This window comes from Mesorhizobium shangrilense (assembly GCF_040537815.1).
Classification (GTDB): domain Bacteria; phylum Pseudomonadota; class Alphaproteobacteria; order Rhizobiales; family Rhizobiaceae; genus Mesorhizobium; species Mesorhizobium shangrilense.
In genome coordinates, this window is the sequence record NZ_JBEWSZ010000001.1 from 2040764 (window position 1) to 2057821 (window position 17058).

Genomic DNA, 17058 nt, shown 5'->3' on the forward strand with positions numbered 1-17058 from the left:
CCGAAAATCGATCACGATCTTCGAGCCGTTGCGTTAGCGCTCCCCGAATTCCCCGCCGTTTTCTAGGCGGGAATCCTGACGACCACCTCGGCGTTGTCACCAGCCTTGGGCTCAAAAGATGACCCCTTGGCTTTGGCGCCGTTTACTTCAAGCGATACAGCCTTGGCCTTGCCGTCCCTGATGACGCGGACCTTGAGTTCGCCGCCCAACATCTTGAGCGTTGCGGTATAGCCGCCCCAATGGCTGGGCAGACGCGGCTGGAACTGGATGCGTTTGCCTCGCCTTTCGATGCCAAGGATGCTCTCGACCGCAGCACGATAGAGCCAGCCGGCCGAGCCCGTGTACCAGGTCCAACCACCACGGCCGCCCCTGCCTTCACCGGCATAGATATCGGCGGCCACGACATAGGGTTCGACACGATAGTGCTCGGCCGATGCCTCATCGAGAGCGTGGTTGACCGGGTTGAGCATCGAGAAACAGCGATATGCATCGTCGGTGCGGCCCATTTCGGCCAGCGCAATGACGAACCATGTCGCTGCGTGGGTGTACTGGCCGCCGTTCTCGCGGACGCCCGGCGGATAGCTCTTGATATAACCTGGATCCTTGTCGGTCTTCGAGAAGGGCGGCGTGAAAAGCTTGACGATCTGGAGTTCGTCATCGACCAGCATTTTCGTGGCCTGGTCCATCGCGGTCTTGGATCGCGCCGGATCGCCATCGCCCGAGAGCACGCTCCATGACTGGGCAATGGAGTCGATCTTGCACTCCTCGGAACTGCGTGAACCAAGCGGCGTACCATCGTCGAAGCTGCCCCGGCGATACCACTCGCCATCCCAGGCAGTGGTTTCCAAAGCGCGCTTCAGCATCTCGGCATGCTTCGTCCAGGCCTGAGCATGCTTGGCGTCGCCTTCGGTCTTGGCCACGGCGGAAAAGTCGCCCAGCGTCTTCAGCAGGAACCAGCCAAGCCAGACGCTCTCGCCCTTGCCGTGGTCGCCGACCCGGTTCATGCCGTCGTTCCAATCGCCACCCAGGATCAACGGCAAGCCCGCGGGACTGCTGCGCTTGACCGCAAGGTCGAGCGCACGCGCGCAATGCTCGTAAAGCGAGGCGGTCTTCTTCAACGGTTCAGGCGTGAAGAAGGCGTCATGCTCACCTTCGGCCAGAGCCTGGCCGTCGATGAAAGGCAGTTGCTCCTTGAGGATCGCGGTATCGCCTGTCACCAGCAGGTAGCGGGCCGTGGCATGGGCGAGCCATACAACGTCGTCCGAGATCATCGTGCGCACACCCGCTCCCGTGCGCGGCAGCCACCAATGCTGCACGTCGCCTTCGGGGAACTGCCTGCGCGCGGCGTTGAGGATCTGTTCGCGTGCCAGGTTCGGATCATGGGCAAGCAGAGCCAGCGTGTCCTGCAACTGGTCACGGAAGCCGAAGGCACCGCTCGCCTGGTAGAAGGCGGAACGGGCACGGATGCGGCAGGCTAGGCTCTGGTACGGCAGCCAGTGGTTGACCATGGCATCGAGCGCCTTGTCGGGCGTCTCGACCTGGATGGTGTCGAGAAAACCGCGCCACTCGCGCTCGTTGTCGGCCAACCGCTGATCGAAATCCTTGCCGCGATGGGTCCGCACCAGCGCGCTGGCTTCCTCGACGGAGCCCGCATCGCCGAGTAGCCAAAGCAGGGTCACATCACCGCCGGCAGGCACTTCGATGTCGCGAACCATTGCCGCGCAGGGATCGTCACCGGCTTCGATGCGGCCTGACAGGGCGCTGCCGCTGAGGACAGCATGCGGGAATTCGCTTGTGCCATGCCGGCCGAGGAACTCGCTTCGGTCCGCCGTCACCGATTGCGGATCGGTGTCCGAGGCAAGGAAGGCCACGCGTTCGCTGAAATCGAGGCCGTAGGGATTTTGTGCCAGCAACGCGCCGGTCGCGGCATCCCTGGACGAAACGATCGTGGCCGCCGTGCGCGAGCGATGGCCGCCAAGCACCCATTCGGCATAGGCGTAGACACGCAACCGCACCGGCACCGAGCCGCCATTCTGGATGCGCAGCCGGGAAATCTTCACCGGATCGACCGGATCCACAACATGGGTGAGATCCATCGACAGCGGGCCACGCCTGGAACGGAAGGTTGAAAAACCCTGCCCATGCCAAGCTTCATACGTCATCGTCGGATCGCGAACGACGGTGGCCAACGGCGAGAACGCCTTGCCACTGGCTTGATCGTAGATGTAGACGCCCTCGCCCGGCCGGTTGGTGACCGGGTCGTTCGACCACGGCGTCAGCTGGTAATCGCGGCTGTTGCGGCTCCAGGTGAAAGCAGCGCCTTCAGCCGATGTGTGGAAGCCGAACGACGCGTTGGAGACGACATTGATCCATGGCTGCGGCGTTGTGCGCCGGCCGGCCAGTCGCACGACATAATGCCGCCCATCGCTGTCGAAGCCGCCAAAGCCATTCCAGTTGCTCAGCCCACTGCCGTCCGCGCGGCTGTCCATCAAGGCATGATTGCCCATTGCTGGAGCCATCGGGACTGGCAATGACGGTTCGCGAGCGGTCGCCGCTCCGACAGGCTGCTGAGCATCACGCGCCTGTAGAGCAGCGGCTTCGGCCCGCTCGATCTGGTCGAAGATCGTACCGTTGCGCGTATGCAGCACCACCCGGGCGACGGCGAGCAAGGTCTTGTAGGTCGTCTCGTCCATCAGGTCGCGGCGCACCGCGAAGATGTGCTGGCGCGGCCCGAGTTCCTTGCCTCGCAGGCGACTGTTTTCGCACAGCGTCTCGACCGCGCGTTGCAGGTCCTGGACATAAGAGGACGCCTGCTCGTTGACGACGACGAAATCGATCATCATGCCACGGGCACGCATATACTCCTGGAAGCGTAGCGCCTGGGCGACGATTTCCAGATCGGCCACATCGCCGATCCTGACCAGGAAGATCGGAAAGTCGCCGGAAATACTGGTTGGCCACAGGCTCGATTGCTTGCCGAGCCCGGAGGCGATGGATTCGGCCGGAAGGCGCAGGAACGGATCGGGATAGATCAGGTAGCGCGCGAGCTTCTGCACGTTGGCGGCGTCGGTCAGGCTCAACCCCAGATGACGGGTCTGCACCTGGCTGCGCGTCCAGGCGAGCATCGCTTGGCGGGCGAAACTTTCCTGATGATCAAGCCGGGCGATGGCCTGCTCCAGTTCGGCGCGGTTCGCGCCGACGGCGGTCCAGAATGTCAGCGATATCTTCTTGTTCGCTGGCACACGCACCTGGCGGCGCAGCGAGACGATCGGATCCAGCGTGAAGCCGGAGTGACCGCCAAGCTTCGCGCCAGGATCAAAGGCAGCCGCATCGACGATGGTGCGGCCACGCCCGATGAAGGCGCGCCGGTCGGTTTCCGCCTCGGCGTCCCGCGCGGGGCCGGATGGATCGGTGACGAAGTGCACCATTGTGATGTCCGGTTCACTCGTTTCCCGCTTGCGCCGCGTGGCAAAGATCGCGCCGTTATTGGGAGCAATTTCCGTTTCCACGAACATCTTCGAGAAGGCAGGATGCGCATTGTCCGAGGCATCCGAGCCGAGCACCAGTTCGGCGAAGGATGTCACCTCAATATGCCGATCGGTGTTGCCTTCGTTGTAAAGCGTGACCCGGCGGCCCTCGCCATTGCCTTCCGAGATGACGATGCATTCGACCTCGGAGCGCAGCGTGCCCACCGTCTTGACAAAGCTCGCCTTGTCGTCGGAGAACAATGTCTGCGACTTTTCGTCGGCCGCGCGCTTCGGCTCGGCTGTCGCCGACCACCAGTCTCCGCTGCCCGCGTCGCGCAGGAAGATATAGGAGCCAAGCCGGTCTTCCGTCGGATCGGGCTGCCAGCGGGTGATGGAAAGCTCACCCCAGCGGCTGTAGCCCGAACCTGTTGCCGTGACCATGACCGAGTACCGGCCATTGGACATCACACTGGTCGAGCGCAGCGCCTGCAAGGGATTGAGCACGATGCGCGTGTCGGGGCTTTCCACCTCGGTCTCGTCCTTGGCCCGTTCATCGGCCTCGGTCCTCACCGTCGCCGTTGGAATGTCGCGCGGCGCCCTTTCCTGCAGCAGCAATTCGGCGGATTCGATGACCGGATCGCTGTGGAAGCGGTCGCGCAAGCGCCCTTCGAAAATAGCGTCGGCGACGGCGGCGATCGACATGCCCGAATGGTGCGCATAGTAGTTCAGCACGACGGCGTGGTCGGTACCTTCGGGCACGCGCTGCGGCGTGAAGTCGACCGCGTCGTAATAGCCATGACGACCAAGCGCGCCGATTTCGCGCAACCGGGCCAGGTTCTGGACAGCCTCGCGTGGGTTGAACTGCGCCGCCAGCACCGTGGCGTAAGGGGCAATCACGGTGTTCTGGCCAAGGCCGCGCTTCAGGCCAAGCCCGGGAACGCCAAAATTGGTGTACTGGTAGGTCAACTCGCGATCGCGGGCGTTGTAGGCCGCTTCGGAAATGCCCCACGGAACGTTCTTCTGGCGGCCGTACTGGATCTGTCGCTTGATGATCAGCTTGCTGGTCTGATTGAGGATACTGCCTTGCGGCTCCTTCATCACCAGTGGCGGCATCAGGTACTCGAACATCGAGCCGGACCAGGACATCAGTGCGCCCTGGAAGCCGATCTCGACGATCGGCCGCCCAAGCCGGAACCAATGCTCGGTCGGCAGGTCGCCCTTGGCGATGGCGAACAGGCTGGTCAGTCGCGCCTCGGAGGCGAGCAGATCATAGCAGCTCTCGTCGAGCTGACGTTCCTCGACCCGGTAGCCGATCGAGAGCAGCTTGCGCTCCGGCCGCATCAGGAAGGCAAACTCCATCTCGAAGGCAAAGCGGCGCGTGCGTTCGCGCAGCGTCAACAGCTTGGCGCGCAACGCTTCGACGGCATTGTCATCGCTATGCGAGTCGGAGACATGCGCCTCGCAGGTCGCTTCGAGTCTTGCCGCCCAATCGGCGATGACATCGCTGCGCGCCGATGCGGCTTCGGTGTCGATGGCGGTCGCCAGCTTGCGGATCTCGCCGGCCAGAATCGCTAGGTTGATCGTGCGGATCGACGCCATTTCGGGCTGCGCCTTGATGGTCTCGACCGCACGCCGCATACCGTCGAGACGGTCCGTCAGGCGCTGACGCAACGGCCGCAACTGGCGGCGGTCGTCAGGCAAGTCGTCGAGGCTCTCCGAGAGGATCGTCACCGTGTCGAGGATGCCCTCGAAATCACCCTGGAGGTGGACAGAGGGCGCCTCCGCCCATTCCGCGCAGGCGGCGGCGACCGCCACCAGATGGCCGGCAAGATTGCCGCTGTCCACCGCAGAAATATAGAGCGGATAGAGCGGCTTCAGCGTCGTCGTGTCGTACCAGTTGAACAGATGGCCGCGGCTGCGCGGCATGCTCTCGATGGTCGTCATGGTGGCGTCGATGCGGGTGATGGCATCTGACAGGCTGATCCAGCCGAAATCGCGCGCCGAGACTACGGACAGGAGATAGACGCCGACGTTGGTCGGCGACGTGCGGGGCGCGACAACGGGCGCCGGGCTCTCCTGGAAATTGTCCGGCGGCAGGTTGTGATGCTCGGCCGTGACGAAGGTTTCGAAATAGTGCCAAGTGCGCCGCGCAACCGTGCGCAGCGCATGGATGTCAGCGGCCGAGATGCGCAAGCGGTCCTCGGTTTCGGCCGAACGGCTGATCCAGGCGGCGACGGCCGGCGAACCGATCCAGAAAAGGGCGAAGAAGAAGGCGACGAAGGCCCCGGTGGAATCCGCCAGGACCGGGATGGCAAGGCCGACAAAACCGATGATCACCGCGCCATACATCATGCCGTAGTAGGAGCCGAGATCGTTGTCGCCGTTCTTGTGCGCCTGTGAGGCGGTGCGCCATTCCAGCAGGTTCTGCCGGCTGACGAACAGCCGGTAGAATGTGCGGATGATCGCGTCGCCCATCATCCAGGCCAGATGCGCCATGAGAACGATCTTCAGCGCCACCATGGCCGTGCCAAAGGCAACATCGCGGGCCAGCGCCGAGAAATGACCGCGCGGCGTCTGGTCGCCGCTCTTCGGCAGGATCGCGTTGACGATGTCGAAAGTGGGGGCCATGAACAGCGTGAGGATGAGCAGGGCCTGCCATTGTGCCGCCTGCGTGAAGGGTAGCAGAGACCAACCGGCGATTGCCGCCATCACCCAGAAGATAGGCGTCACCGAGCGGCGCAGATTGTCGACCATCTTCCAGCGCGACAGCGCCGGCACACCCGAGCGCGGGTCGAGAATGAAGCCGAGAAGCTGCCAGTCGCCCCGCGCCCAGCGATGATGACGCGACGCGTCGACGGAGTAACGGGTAGGATAGTCCTCGACCAGTTCGACGTCGGTGACCAAGGCCGAGCGCGCCAGCGCACCCTCGAGCAGATCATGGCTGAGGATGGTGTTTTCCTCGATGCGCCCCTGCAGGGCGGCTTCGAAGGCGTCGACATGATAGAGGCCCTTGCCTGTGAAGGACCCGTCACCGAAGACGTCCTGGTAGAGATCGGATACGGCGAAGACATAAGGATCCAGGCCGCGATTGGCGGAGAAAACCCGCTGGAAGAACGACGCATCATCGCCTGATGTCAGCGACGCGGTGATGCGCGGCTGCAGGATCGCGTAGCCGGCCGTGACCACGTGTTTTGCCGCATCGAAATGCGGCCGGTTGAGCGGATGACAAAGCTTGCCAACCAAGGTGGCGACCGCGTCGCGCGTGGTGCGCGTATCGGCGTCGAGCGTCATCACGTGGACGACGTTTTCCGGCAGGGGCACATCCAGCGGCAGGAAGGTGGTGTCGCTGTCGCCGCGCAACATCAGGTTCAGTTCATGCAGCTTGCCACGCTTGCGCTCCCAGCCCATCCATGCGCCCTGGGCGGCGTTAAACAGCCGGTGCCGGTGCAACAGATAAAAGCGGGGCGCCCCGGTTTCGACAGGGTGGCGGGCGTTCAGCCGGGCGATCTCGGCACGGGCGTATTCGAGGATTTCCATATCCCCGGCATCGATCTCGGTCTTGCTGTCGGGCCAGTCCGAAAGCAAGGCGAAGTGAATCTCGCCCGCCAGATTGGCGAGGTGATGCACTTCGATGTTGCGGATGTTTTCCTCGACGTCGTCGCGTGAGCCGATAAGCGAAGGCACCACCACCAGTGTGCGCGCCTCCGTCGGCACGCCATGCTTGTAGTCATAGCCGACCAGCCGCGTTGGCTTCAGGAACAGCAGCACGACCGTGTTGAAGAACGCCAGCGCACCTTCACTGGCCGGCACGGCAAACAAGGCCAGCATCACGACGATGGACGGTACCGAGAGACCGAGATGGGCAAGCGCGTTGCCAGCCAGGACGAGAAGCAGGACCGTCAGCGCAAAGACCGGAAGCACGATGCCCAGCCAACCGGTCTTGCGGAAGGTGCGGTTGACGATCTGGCTGACGGTCTGCCGATAGCCGATCGCTTTTTCCAGTTCCTGCCGGCACGGGCCGACGAGGAAGAAGCCGACGTCGGTAAGGGGTTTGGCCGGATCGACCTCGGAACCATCGGACAGATGGCCGGAGAGTTCGATAGCCTTCTCAGCCACACGAAATTCGGAGAGGTCGGAGCGGCGTGCCAGTTCCTCGATCGCGGTCCGGTACTGGTCGCGCGAGAAGAAGTCCAGTGCGGCGAAATCCGTGCGTTCGCGCAGAAGCGTGTCGATACGGCTGACGCCCTCGAACCACACCGTCCAGTCGACGTCGTTGATGAGGCGCAGGCCGCGGATGATGTTGCCCGTGGTCACGTTGCCGCTGGACAGCGTGTGATGCTCGCCGATGATGATTTCCTCGGCGTCGGAGCCGGTTTTCTCGAGCTCCCCTTCCAGCCATTCCAGCGCCTTGCCGGCGTTCTGCGATCCATCGCGCAAACGATAAAGCAACTGGGTGGCGAAGGTGGTGTCTTGGGCGTGGGCGCTGTAGCTCGACAGGATCGCCTGCCGGTCGGCGCTGTCGTCGGTCGCCAGCACGCGGTCGGCGACATCATTGGCGATCTGGCGCATCTGCCGGGTGCGATTGACCCTGACGGCCAGGCGGCGAAGATTCTCGATCAGCACGAAGCGCAGCAGCGAAGGCAGCGCCCAGAGTTCACCGATCTTCAGCGGTTCGACCGACTGAAAACCCTCGACGATCGCCTTGAACATGGTCGCCGAAACGGAACTGTCCGAATGCGCCACATAGGTCCAGGCCAGCGCCAGCGCGCGCGGCACGGCTGCCCCGTCCGGCAGCTTCAGCGTCGGCAACTGGCGGTAGAAACGGCGCGGCAGATCACGCTTGATCTGGAAAATGGTCTCTTCGACCAGATAATTGTTGTCGAGCAGCCATTGCGCGGCCGGAGTGATCGTTTCGCCCTTGGCCTGCGCTGCATTGGTCGACCGGTAGACTTCCAGGATCTTCTTGGCGCTGTCTCGGGTGCGCGCCTGAAAATCGAATGGCGTCAGGCCGAACAAATCCTTGAGGTCCCCCTTGGCCAGGGTTTCGCCAAGCTCTCGCAGGCGGTCTTCAGGCAGAAAATTGGAGCGTATCGGCTCCTCGGTAATGGCCGGGAAGCTGGCGCTCGTCTTGTCGATTTGGGCAGGGTTTGTCTGAATATTCATTGAAAATTCCGTATGGCGGACACTCAGCGGCGTCACCGCCACGGCAATGTCCTTAAAACCGATTCAAATGCAATTGGTTGCATCGCAACACTTGGCCGAAAGTTTGTGTCCGCACCACGACAGGGCGTTATCTTTCGACAACCTCCAGACGAGCGCCCCTCGCTCCCGTCCGGATTTGATCGACGAAGAGGATTCAGGCTTTTTCGTGATGTTGTGGAGAGCTTACGCCATATTTCGCCGGCGTCACGATCATGTTTGGAAACAGACGTTAATTGTTGCCCGCGACACGATCGATGCGGATCACGAACAGCGTCGTGATCCCGGCCGGCTCGATGAGCATTTTTCCGGCATTGGGCTCGACCAAAAGCGTGTCGAGCGGCCCCAGGCGGGCCGGCATTGCTCCGGCCACCGTGATGTCCCCATCAAGGCTCAGGATGAGGGTCGTATCGGCTTCGGGCTGGATTTCGAGCGGAGCCGAAATCATCAGGCGCTCGACCACATGGGTCATGCGGCTGCGCCTTGTCATGACGTTGAGGTCCGTGATCGGGCCGGCGATCAGTGCCGCAATTGTCGGCGCGTCCGCAGGAAAGGAGAGCGGCGCGGCCGCCCTGGTCACCGCGACGGGTGGCCGGCCGGCAATGTCGAGGGAAATGCCCTCCCCTTCCAGCACCGCCAAAGTGCGGTCGATGCCGGCGAATTGCGAGAACGGACCGCCGTTCTCGACACGCGCCATGGAGACGCGCCAGTCGAAATCATCGAGTCCCGCGGCAGTGGGCGAGACGACGATTTCCGTCGTCACGCCACCGCCGTTCTTCCACGGCATCGATCGGTATTCGGCTGCCCGCAGGATATGCATGGCCTCAGCCCAGAATGCCCGGCAGGTTGAGCTGGTGCTCCCTGGCGCACTCGATGGCGATGTCATAGCCGGCATCGGCGTGACGCATGACGCCGGTCGCCGGATCGTTCCAGAGCACACGCTCAAGCCGCCTGGCCGCGTCAGGGGTACCGTCGGCGACGATGACCATGCCCGCATGCTGCGAGAATCCCATGCCGACGCCGCCGCCATGATGCAGCGACACCCAGGTGGCGCCGGACGCGGTGTTGAGCAGCGCGTTGAGCAATGGCCAGTCGGACACGGCATCCGAGCCGTCCTTCATTGATTCCGTCTCGCGATTCGGCGAAGCGACCGAGCCTGAATCGAGATGATCGCGACCAATGACGACTGGCGCCTTGAGCTCACCTTTGGCCACCATCTCGTTGAAGGCGAGGCCGAGCCGATGGCGATCGCCAAGCCCAACCCAGCAGATGCGCGCCGGCAGCCCCTGGAAGGCGATGCGCTCGCGCGCCATGTCCAGCCAGTTGTGCAGATGTGTATTGCCGGGCGTCAGTTCCCGCACCTTGGCGTCGGTCTTGTAGATGTCTTCCGGATCGCCGGACAGCGCTGCCCAGCGGAACGGCCCGATGCCACGGCAGAACAGCGGGCGGATATAGGCTGGCACGAAACCGGGGAAGGCAAAGGCGTTCTCGAAACCCTCTTCCTTCGCCACCTGGCGGATGTTGTTGCCATAGTCGAGCGTCGGCACGCCGGCGTTCCAGAAGGCCACCATCGCCTCGACATGTTCGCGCATGGAAGCGCGCGCCGCCTTCTCAACCGCCTTCGGGTCGCTGACGCGCCTCTCGCGCCATTCAGCCATCGTCCAGCCCTTCGGCAGATAGCCATTGATGGGGTCGTGGGCCGAAGTCTGGTCGGTGACCATATCGGGGCGGATGCCGCGCCTGAACATTTCCGGGACGATCTCGGCCGCATTGCCAAGCAGGCCGACCGACTTCGCCTCGCCGGCCTTGGTCCAGCGCTCGATCATTTCCATCGCCTCGTCGAGCGTCTCGGCCTTCTCGTCGACATAGCGGGTGCGCAGGCGAAAATCGATCGAATCGGGGTTGCATTCGATCGCCAGGCAGCAGGCGCCGGCCATCACCGCCGCCAGCGGCTGCGCGCCGCCCATGCCGCCGAGGCCGCCGGTCAGGATCCACTTGCCCTTGAGATTGCCGCCATAATGCTGGCGGCCAGCCTCGACAAAGGTCTCATAGGTCCCCTGCACGATGCCTTGCGTGCCGATGTAGATCCAGGAGCCGGCCGTCATCTGGCCGTACATCATCAGGCCCTTCTTATCGAGCTCGTTGAATTTTTCCCAAGTCGCCCAATGCGGCACCAGATTGGAATTGGCGATGAGCACGCGCGGCGCATCAGTGTGGGTGCGGAACACGCCGACCGGCTTGCCGGACTGCACCAGCAGCGTCTCGTCATCGGCCAGCGTCCTCAAGGACGCGACGATGCTGTCAAAATCGTTCCAGGTGCGCGCCGCCCGGCCGATGCCGCCATAGACGACCAACTCGTTGGGGTTCTCGGCGACGTCGGGGTCGAGATTGTTCATCAGCATGCGCAATGGCGCTTCCGTCAGCCAGGAGCGCGCGCTGATTTCCGTGCCACGCGGGCTGCGGACTTCACGGATGTTGTGGCGAGGATTGTTCATGCGGCATCTCCCGAAAGGATATTAGCTTTGCGCCCAGGCAATTGCGGTCTTCAGAATTTTCTCGAGCGTCACGCGGATCGGCGCAGCAAACTCGGCGTCATAAGGCACCGGCCAGTTGTCGGGCGTACCCTTGCCTTCCGGCTCGCGCATATAGCCGCGGTTGGACAGTTCCATCTGCAGCGCGTGGACACCGTTCTGCGGCTGGCCGAAATGGCGCGTGATCCAGCCGCCCTTGAAGCGGCCGTTGATGACAAAGGCTTCGCCGGTTTCGGCCATGATCTGGCCGACCGTTGCCTGCAGCACGGGATCGGCGCTCTTGCCGTCATTGGTGCCGAGATTGAAGACCGGCAGCGTGCCTTCGAACAGGCGCGGCAGCACCGAGCGGATCGAGTGGCAGTCGTAGACGACGATCTTGCCGTGCAGGGCGCGCAGCCTGTCGATCTCGGCTTGCAGGGCCGTGTGATAAGGCACGAAGAATTTTTCGCGGCGTTCGTCGACCTCCGACGGTCCAGGTTCCTCGCCCTCCCGGTAGAGTGGATCACCGTCGAAGGTCTCGGTCGGACAAAGGCCAGTCGTCGCCTGGCCTGGATAGAGCGAGGCACCGGATGGATCGCGGTTGACGTCGATGACGGTGCGCGAGATCGCGGTGTGCACCACGGTCGCACCAAGGTCGCCTGCGAAATCATAGAGTTGGTCGATCCACCAGTCGCAGTCGCGACGGCCCAGCCACGGCGACACCAGCCGATTCTCAAGCCCGGCGAGGTCGATGCCAGTGTGCGGGATCGACACAAGCAAGGGCGCCGTGCCGCGGGTCACCGTGAGCCAGGGCGTGCTTGCCATCACGCGGCTCCCGAAATCGACGGCAGCGCCACAGCACCCGCCGCCTTTATGGTCGCGCCGCTGCGGACCATGGCAATGGCCTTTTCCATGTCAGGATGGAAATGGCGGTCATTGTCGAGATGTGGCACCTCGGCCCTGACCAGCTTGCGCACCGCTTCAAGTGCCGCACTCGAAGCCAGAGGCAGATGGAAATCGCAGCCTTGCGCGGCAGCCAGCAGTTCGATGCCGATGACGGCCGTCGCGTTCTCGACCATGCCGATCAGGCGGCGCGCGCCGTGCGCGGCCATCGAGACGTGGTCTTCCTGGTTGGCAGAGGTGGGGATCGAATCCACGCTAGCCGGATAGGCTTTCTGCTTGTTCTCCGAAACCAGTGCCGCCGCTGTCACTTGAGGGATCATGAAGCCGGAGTTCAAACCGGGCTTCGGCGTCAGGAAGGCCGGCATGCCCGACAACGCGGGGTCAACCAGCATGGCGATGCGACGTTCCGACAGAGAGCCGATCTCGCAGACGGCGAGCGCGATCATGTCGGCCGCGAAGGCCACCGGCTCGGCGTGGAAATTGCCGCCGGACAGTGCAGTATCATCCTCGGCGAAGATCAGCGGATTGTCGGTGACGCCATTGGCTTCGGTGCCGAGCGTGTCGGCCGCCTGACGCAGGACGGTGAGTGCCGCGCCCATGACCTGCGGCTGGCAGCGCAGGCAATAGGGATCCTGCACGCGCTCGTCGCCAACCCGGTGCGATTCACGAATGGCGCTGCCGGCCATCAGATTGCGCAGGGCATCCGCCGTCTCGATCTGGCCGCGATGCTTTCTCAGCGCATGGATGCGCGGATCGAAAGGCGCATCCGACCCCTTGGCGGCGTCGGTCGACAGCGCGCCGGCAACCAGCGCCGACTGATAGAGCACTTCGGCATCGAACAAGGCGGCAAGTGCGTAGGCCGTCGAGAACTGCGTGCCGTTGAGCAGCGCCAGGCCTTCCTTGGCGCCCAAAGTCACCGGCTCCAGCCCATGCGAGACAAAGGCGACCTTGGCCGGCACGCGGCCGTGCGGGGTAAAGCATTCGCCGACACCGATCATCACCGCCGTCATGTGCGACAGCGGGGCAAGGTCGCCGGAAGCGCCGACGGAGCCTTGTGCCGGGACGACCGGGATGACGTCATTGGCCAGCATCGCTTCGAGCAATTCGATGGTCTGCGGGCGGACCCCGGAGGCGCCCTGCGCCAGGCTGGCAAGCTTCAGCGCCATCATCAGGCGAGCGATGGCGACCGGCATGGGCTCGCCGACGCCGGCGGCATGCGACAGCACGATGTTGCGTTGCAGGGTTTCGAGATCCTCGGCGGGGATGCGGACACTGGCCAGTTTGCCGAAGCCGGTGTTGATGCCATAGACCGGCTCACCCTTGGCGACGATCCGCGCGACAGCCTCGGCGCTCGCCTTGATCTTTGGCCGGCAGGCATCGTCCAGTTTCGGCACGGCACTGCGATAGATTGCGCGCCAGTCGGCCAGCGTGGCGTTACCGGGCTTTAGCGTCAGTTCGGTCATTGTCCTCTCCAGATGCGGGCATGGAGCGGGTTGAAGCCCATGCGGTAAACGAGTTCAGCGGGACGTTCGATGTCCCAGATCGCAAGGTCAGCCAATTTTCCGGCCTCGAGCGTGCCGGTTTGCGCAAGTAGGCCCAGCGCGCGCGCGGCTTCGCGGGTGACGCCGGCAAGGCATTCATCGACGGTGAGGCCAAACAGCGTCGCCGCCATATTCATGGTCAGCAACAGCGAGGTCAGCGGCGAGGTGCCGGGATTGTTGTCGGTCGCCACAGCCATGCTGACGCCATGCCGGCGAAACAGTTCGATCGGCGGCTTTTTCGTCTCGCGAATGAAATAGTAGGCGCCCGGCAGGATCGTCGCTACGGTTCCGGCCTTGGCCATTGCCGCTGCACCCGCCTCATCGGTGTATTCGAGATGATCAGCCGACAGCGCGCCATAGCGGGCGGCAAGTTCGGCGCCATGCAAATTGGATAGCTGATCGGCGTGAAGTTTCACCGGAAGGCCGGCCGCCTTGGCCGCGTCGAATACGACAGCCATCTGCTCCGGCGAAAAGGCGATGCCTTCACAAAAGCCGTCGACTGCATCGGCAAGTCCTTCGGCGGCGACGGCCGGCAGAATCGTATTGGCGACCATCTCGATAAAAGCATCCTTGTCGCCCTTTGCTTCAGGCGGCAGCGCGTGAGCGCCAAGAAAGGTCGTGCGGACCGTGACCGGACGTTGCTCGCCCAGCTGGCGCGCGGCACGAAGTGATTTCTTCTCGTTTTCCAGATCGAGGCCGTAGCCAGACTTGATCTCAACGGTGGTGACGCCTTCGGCCATCAGGGCATCGAGACGCGGCAGCGACTGGGCGACGAGATCACCTTCGCTGGCAGAACGCAACGCCTTGACCGACGAGACGATGCCGCCACCGGCCCGTGCGACCTCCTCATAAGTCGCGCCGGCCAGCCGCATCTCGAATTCATTTGCACGGTTGCCGGCATGGACAAGATGGGTGTGGCAGTCGATCAGGCCGGGCGTGATCCAGCGGCCCTCGCAATCAACCGTCTCCACACCCTGTCTGAGCACTGAAGGCATATCGGCTTCGGCGCCGGCATAGACGATCAGGCCATCGCGCACGGCGATCGCGCCCTTTTCAACGATGCCAAGCCCGGATGCGCCTTCGGCCATGGTTGCCAGGCGCGCATTGCGCCAGAGGCGAACCTCTCCTGCCCGACTTTTGCTCTCTCCAGCCATGATCTTTTCCGTTTCAATCGGTCGCGATTATGTATATACATATTGAAACGCACTGCAAGTCCTATCATCACATGATAAACAGGGAATCGGGGAGAAAAACGTGACATCGATCTTTGCGGAACAGGCCCTCCTGCCCGACGGCTGGCATGCCGATGTGCGGATCGCGTTCACCGGCGACCGCATCACGGCGGTCGAAACCGCGGCCAGCGCCCTGCCCGGCGACGAGCGTCATGCGATCCTCGTGCCCGGCATGCCGAACCTGCACAGCCATGCGTTTCAGCGCGGCATGGCCGGCCTTGCCGAGCTTCGCGGCCCCTCCGCCGACAGCTTCTGGAGCTGGCGCGAGGTGATGTATCGCTTCGCGCTGTCGATGACCCCCGATCAGGTCGAAGCGGTCGCGGCCCAGCTCTATGTCGAGATGCTGGAAGCCGGGTTTTCGCGCGTCGGCGAATTCCATTATCTCCACCACGACCGAGACGGTCAGCCTTACGCCAACATCGCCGAAATGGCCGAGCGCATCGCCGCGGCGGCTGGCGATACAGGCATCGGCCTGACACTGCTACCGGTCTTCTATGCGCATTCGTCTTTCGGTGGCGCAGCGCCCAATGAAGGCCAGCGCCGATTCATCAATGATGTGAATCGGTTCACGCGCCTTGTTGAGAAAAGCCGCGAATCCGTTCGCAGTTTGAATCAAGCTGTCGTTGGTGTCGCCCCACACAGCCTGCGCGCCGCGACGCCGGAAGAACTTGCCCTGGTAGCGGCAATGGCGCCCGATGGACCAATCCACATCCACATCGCCGAGCAGGTAAAAGAAGTCGAGGACTGCCTTGCCTGGTCCGGCGCGCGGCCGGTCGAATTTCTGCTTGGCCATGCCAAGGTCGACGAGCGCTGGTGCCTGATCCATGCCACGCATATGACCGGGGCCGAAACCATTGGCATGGCGAAGAGCGGCGCCATCGCCGGCCTTTGCCCGATCACCGAAGCCAATCTCGGCGACGGCACCTTCGCCGCGCCCCTGTTCATGCAAAATGGCGGCCGTTTCGGTGTCGGCTCCGATTCCAACGTGCTCATCGGATTGCCCGATGAATTGCGCCAGCTCGAATATTCGCAGCGCCTGGCCCACCGCGCCCGCAACGTGCTGGCGGTGGCCGGCGGCTCGACCGGCCGTGCGCTGTTCGATGCCGCGCTCGACGGCGGCAGTGTCGCTCTCGGCGCTGGCGCCTCACAGATCGCCGTTGGCGCTCCAGCCGACGTCGTCTCACTCCAGGCTGACCATCCCTCGCTTGCCGGCAAGCGTGGTGATGCGATCCTTGACGCCTGGATCTTCGCCAATGGCAGCAAGGTGGATTGCGCCTGGGTGCATGGCAGAAAACAGGTCAGCGGCGGCAGGCATGCGAAACGCGAAGCCATCGCCGAACGCTTTCGCAATGTGATGATGGCGCTTTCGGCATGAGCACAACCGGCACAGTCGATGCGGAAGGCGGCGGTTCGCTGCACCAGCGCATCCTGTCCGACATCAGCGAGAAGATCCTCTCCGGCGCCTGGGCGCCGGGTCACCGCATTCCGTTCGAGCATGAACTGACCGAACAGTATGGCTGCTCGCGCATGACGGTGAACAAGGCGCTCTCGCAACTGGCCAAGGCCGGCTTGATCGAGCGCCGCCGCCGCTCCGGAAGTTTTGTGCGGCGGCCGCAATCGCAAGCTGCGATCCTTGAGATTCACGACATCAAGATAGAGGTCGAAGCGCTCGGCCTGCCCTATCGCTATGAGCGCCTGGCCCGGCAGAAGCGGCGCAGCACCGCAGAGGATCGAGAATTGCTGGAACTGGACGCCGCAGGACCGGTGTTGGCGCTGGAGTGCCGACATTTTGCCGGCAAAAGACCGTTCGCCCACGAACAGCGGCTGATCAATCTGGCTGCGGTCCCCGAGGCGGGCGATGAGGAGTTTCTCAACACATCGCCCGGTCCGTGGCTGATCGGCTGCGTGCCGTGGAGCGCTGCCGAACACCGCATCCGGGCCGACGCCGCCGACAAGCAGATTGCGGCAGCACTGGACATCCAGGCCGGCGCGCCCTGCCTGGTGGTGGAACGCCGGACATGGGGCGCCGACCATCCTGTCACCCATGTCCGCTTTACCTATGCGGCCGGGAGCCACACGCTGGTGGCCCGGTTCACGCCGTCGCAGAGCTAGCCACCCAAGCAAAAGCCCCAAAAACCAGGACCGGCTTTCGGGGCTTCAGCATAGTCAAGAATAACAGGTGCAGCGCGCCCAAAAGGCGCGGCGC

8 protein-coding genes are annotated in these 17058 nt (G+C 63.5%); 2 read left to right on the plus strand and 6 right to left on the minus strand.

All coding sequences use genetic code 11. The features are described from left to right. Window positions 1-62 precede the first annotated feature (62 nt). The 6 genes from ABVQ20_RS10370 to hutI all read right to left on the minus strand — a co-directional run bounded on the left by ABVQ20_RS10370 (window position 63) and on the right by hutI (window position 14774). Window positions 63-8630 carry a glycoside hydrolase family 94 protein gene (locus ABVQ20_RS10370; RefSeq protein WP_354459407.1) on the minus strand — a complete coding sequence of 2856 codons (8568 nt, stop codon included), beginning with the start codon at window positions 8628-8630 and terminating at the stop codon, window positions 63-65. A gap of 268 nt (window positions 8631-8898) precedes the next feature. Next, window positions 8899-9486, minus strand: a complete 588-nt coding sequence (locus ABVQ20_RS10375; RefSeq protein WP_354459408.1) for a HutD/Ves family protein — start codon at window positions 9484-9486, stop codon at window positions 8899-8901. A 4-nt stretch (window positions 9487-9490) separates the two neighbouring features. Then, window positions 9491-11161, minus strand: coding sequence for a urocanate hydratase (gene hutU, locus ABVQ20_RS10380; RefSeq protein ID WP_354459409.1), 1671 nt, complete (start codon window positions 11159-11161; stop codon window positions 9491-9493). Between the two features lie 21 nt (window positions 11162-11182). After that, entirely contained in the window at window positions 11183-12001 is an 819-nt protein-coding gene (gene hutG, locus ABVQ20_RS10385; RefSeq protein ID WP_354459410.1) for an N-formylglutamate deformylase, read from the minus strand. Continuing rightward, window positions 12001-13542 carry a histidine ammonia-lyase gene (gene hutH / locus ABVQ20_RS10390; RefSeq protein ID WP_354459411.1) on the minus strand — a complete coding sequence of 514 codons (1542 nt, stop codon included), beginning with the start codon at window positions 13540-13542 and terminating at the stop codon, window positions 12001-12003. Before hutH ends, hutG begins: the two co-directional genes overlap by 1 nt. Next, complete coding sequence (gene hutI / locus ABVQ20_RS10395; protein WP_354459412.1) at window positions 13539-14774, minus strand: imidazolonepropionase; 1236 nt, start codon at window positions 14772-14774, stop codon at window positions 13539-13541. Before hutI ends, hutH begins: the two co-directional genes overlap by 4 nt. A gap of 100 nt (window positions 14775-14874) precedes the next feature. Between hutI and ABVQ20_RS10400 the strand changes: the two genes are divergently transcribed. After that, entirely contained in the window at window positions 14875-16227 is a 1353-nt protein-coding gene (locus tag ABVQ20_RS10400; RefSeq protein ID WP_354459413.1) for a formimidoylglutamate deiminase, read from the plus strand. After that, window positions 16224-16964: a histidine utilization transcriptional repressor HutC gene (gene hutC, locus ABVQ20_RS10405; RefSeq protein ID WP_354459414.1), complete on the plus strand. Its 741-nt coding sequence runs from the start codon at window positions 16224-16226 to the stop codon at window positions 16962-16964. The genes ABVQ20_RS10400 and hutC overlap by 4 nt, the downstream gene beginning before the upstream one ends. Window positions 16965-17058 lie beyond the last annotated feature (94 nt).